The 3,082-nt window shown below is 38.9% G+C and carries 2 protein-coding genes; both read right to left on the bottom strand.

Features of this window, described 5'->3' with window-relative positions:
• Positions 1 to 1,003, bottom strand: a 1,003-nt coding sequence (locus AB1414_18090; protein MEW6609325.1) for a M23 family metallopeptidase, incomplete at its 3' end; no start/stop codon positions are given.
• Positions 1,004 to 1,032: 29 nt separating this feature from the next.
• Positions 1,033 to 3,082 (bottom strand): hypothetical protein (locus AB1414_18085; GenBank protein MEW6609324.1); only part of this gene is annotated, 2,050 nt, incomplete at its 5' end.

Here is a 3,082-nt window from a genome sequence, read left to right as displayed (position 1 = left end):
GGATGATATTATCTGAATCCACGCGTAGATTAGAATTAATCCAGCGCTCCCAGTAATTATTCTGATTATCCCAGAAATAGAGGGATGAAGCCGCCTGAAACCCGCCAGCAATAGGAGTCGCCGGCGAAGCAGACTTCTGAATTGGCACTTCAACTACTCTTGTACTGTTATCTACTATTACTTGGACACTATCCGTTCCTATTTCTCTCGTATCAAGGTCTCCGTTGGCCAAGGTACTTAATCTCTGAGTCTCTACTCCTACGGTATGTGTTCCATCTTCATTTTGAGTGGTATTCCACGGTGTGGAGTAACTAATAGCAGTAGTCCCTGCGGGATAGTCTCGGTGGTGAATTTCCTCCGTCGTATCAATAGTAGTTCTGACCCTTATTGGTGCTGTGGGTAGATAGTTGTCAGGATTTATGGGTGTTGAATTTTGAGTATGAGGGTATCCCTGCCATACTCCAAAGTGCAAATGATATCCATAACCGCCTGGAGAATTCCCCGAGTGCCCTATTATATCACCAGTATTTACTTGTTGTCCCTCAGCAACATTACGAGCATTAAGATGTGCATAAAGGGTATAAAGCCCATCTCCATGATCTATTACAATATAATCTCCATATCCGAGTCGTCGTATCTCTCCTGTTCTACGATTACGAACTTCACGAACATTTTCTCTTAGATGAGCAATACCATCTCTTACTGCCCTCACTGGGGTATTTAGTGGATCAAGGGTATCAACTCCCTGATGGACATTATTTCCTCTGGGACCAAATCCCCCTCTTGGACTTCTCGGATTTCCTGTAGGATCTTGGTTAAATCCATAAGAGATACTTATATCTGCGGATATAGAGACAGTCCCTCTTAATAGTGCTTCATTGATAGGGTTAATAATATCAACAGTAGCTACGGTTTGAGGAAAGGCATCGATACAGAATAATAATCCTTCCCCTATGAAACTTAACCATAACAGTAAAAAAGATACTTTTAGTTTTTTTAACATAGGAAGTTTATCTCCTTTCTAACATAATATTATTTAATAAAGCAAGTCATGTCGTAGAAATAAAAACTATTAGCACGAATGATACCAAGATATTTTCCGTCAGTCGATAGGGCAATGGCATATTTATTCTGTATGTTTGGGAGATTTTCCTTAATCTGCCCAATTGTATTTCCAAATCGATCCAAGAAGTCAATCCAAAAATAGTCCTTTAGGTAATGAAGAATTACACTGTAATTCCCATTTTCAGAAGGAATACAAGAAAACCAACCTACATTCTCAGGATCTACATCATCAGGATATGAATAGGACTTTTTCCATAATAAATTACCACTTTTATCAAAGAGATAACCGGTTAAGTACTCACGGGCAAAAAGATAATTACCATCTAAAGAAACCGTAATTCCCTCAAAACCAAAAGGTCTCAAAGGAGGATATTTCCAAAGAAAATTTCCTGATCTATCCAATACCCAAATATCTCCATTCTCACCCTGTCCAGCAATAATATTACCATCCCTTGACATTGATTTTCCTATAAGATCTTTCTTCCAGATAATATTACCTTCTTTGTCAAAAAGAGTATCCCCTAATAAAATATAATTCCCATCTGAAGTAATTAAAGGGACAGATTCTATATTCTCTTTTCGCCAGATTTCATTACCATCTTTATCAAATAAATAAGCATAATAGCCCAGCCAGGCACTACTGGATAATATATATTTACCATCTTCGGAAAGATTTAATCCCGCTTCTATTTCCTCTTTTCTCCACAGAAATTCCCCATTTTTGTTAAGGTAGATTAGTGAATAACTAAACTGATCTATATACTCAGTTTCTTTGATAGTTTGAAGAGCAATATAATTACCATCTTCAGAGATAGTAGCATTAATCCCAATCTCTTTAGTATCCTTTTTCACATACTCATATTGCCATATTATCTTACCTGTATTATCAAGGAGATATACATAACTTACACTGCCTAATGATACTATATCACCAGTAAGACATACAATTGCTGGATTAGTAGTTACAACAATGTAATGTCCATCCTCAGACATACTGATGGATGAAGGTTCCTGCTCAAACTCCTTTTGCCATAATAAAGTAGGTTTTGGTATTATTTCAAACGGTATCCAGTCAGAGCCTTCCTTTGTCGTCGCTGGGCCGATAAGTCCGGCAGGGTTTTTTATCGTTACGCGGAAGGTATGACTGCCCTGGGTAAGTAAGTTAGTGGGATGGAAGTTAAAGCTGACATTGAGTTTTGTGCCTTTTGGTAATTCCTGCGATTGAGTATTCATATCGATTGGTTGGATTAAATCCTGCCGCTCTTTTATCTGACCATCTTTATCTGAGCCATAATTGCCTTCAGAGTCTATCTCTACCGTAATACTGCAAGAAGCGGGGATGTAATCCTGAATCTTGCCAGTGATATAGAAATTATCGCTTGAACCCTGGTAGTATAAGCTATAAGTGCCTGGTTGAAAGGTAAATGTGCCCAGTGTTACCTGCGGCGTGTCGTAGGTCTTAGTGCCTTTGTCTGGGATACCATCAAGTGCCTGCAGGATTTTGTCATGTTGGTTTGGCGACTGACCATGCTCACCTTTGTTCCCATCTGCTATCGTTATTACCTCATCCCAGGGGATAGTTTGTTGTCCTTTATATTCCGAGCGTTGGCTTGCAACTGAAACTACACCATCACTATTACGGTAGTTTTCAGGATTTATTAATCCTGGTATTTGACCAACGATACAGATATACTCAATTCCTTCGGGCATCTGAGTAGTATTTACTTCTTTAATAAATTTGCTCTCAGGCATTAAATCATATATTGCCCCTTCTCTTTTAAATAGGATAGTTATTATTTGTTTTCCAAGAAGTTCTGGGCTACGATGAGTTCTTAAGGAATAGATAGAGGCAGCAAGCCCGGGGACTAGAGATAAAACCTTTTCTTTCCCTTCAAGAAAAGGCGTGATAAAAGGTGGTAGTCCTATACTTAACCAGGCACCTGAAGCCCATTCACTGCCACAATGCGGTGTATTTACATTAATAAACCGCTTAACCTTATCTGCACCACCATGCTGA

This window comes from bacterium, from assembly GCA_040755795.1.
In the GTDB taxonomy this organism is placed as follows: domain Bacteria; phylum UBA9089; class CG2-30-40-21; order CG2-30-40-21; family SBAY01; genus JBFLXS01.
This window is presented reverse-complemented; position numbering and strand designations above follow the sequence as displayed.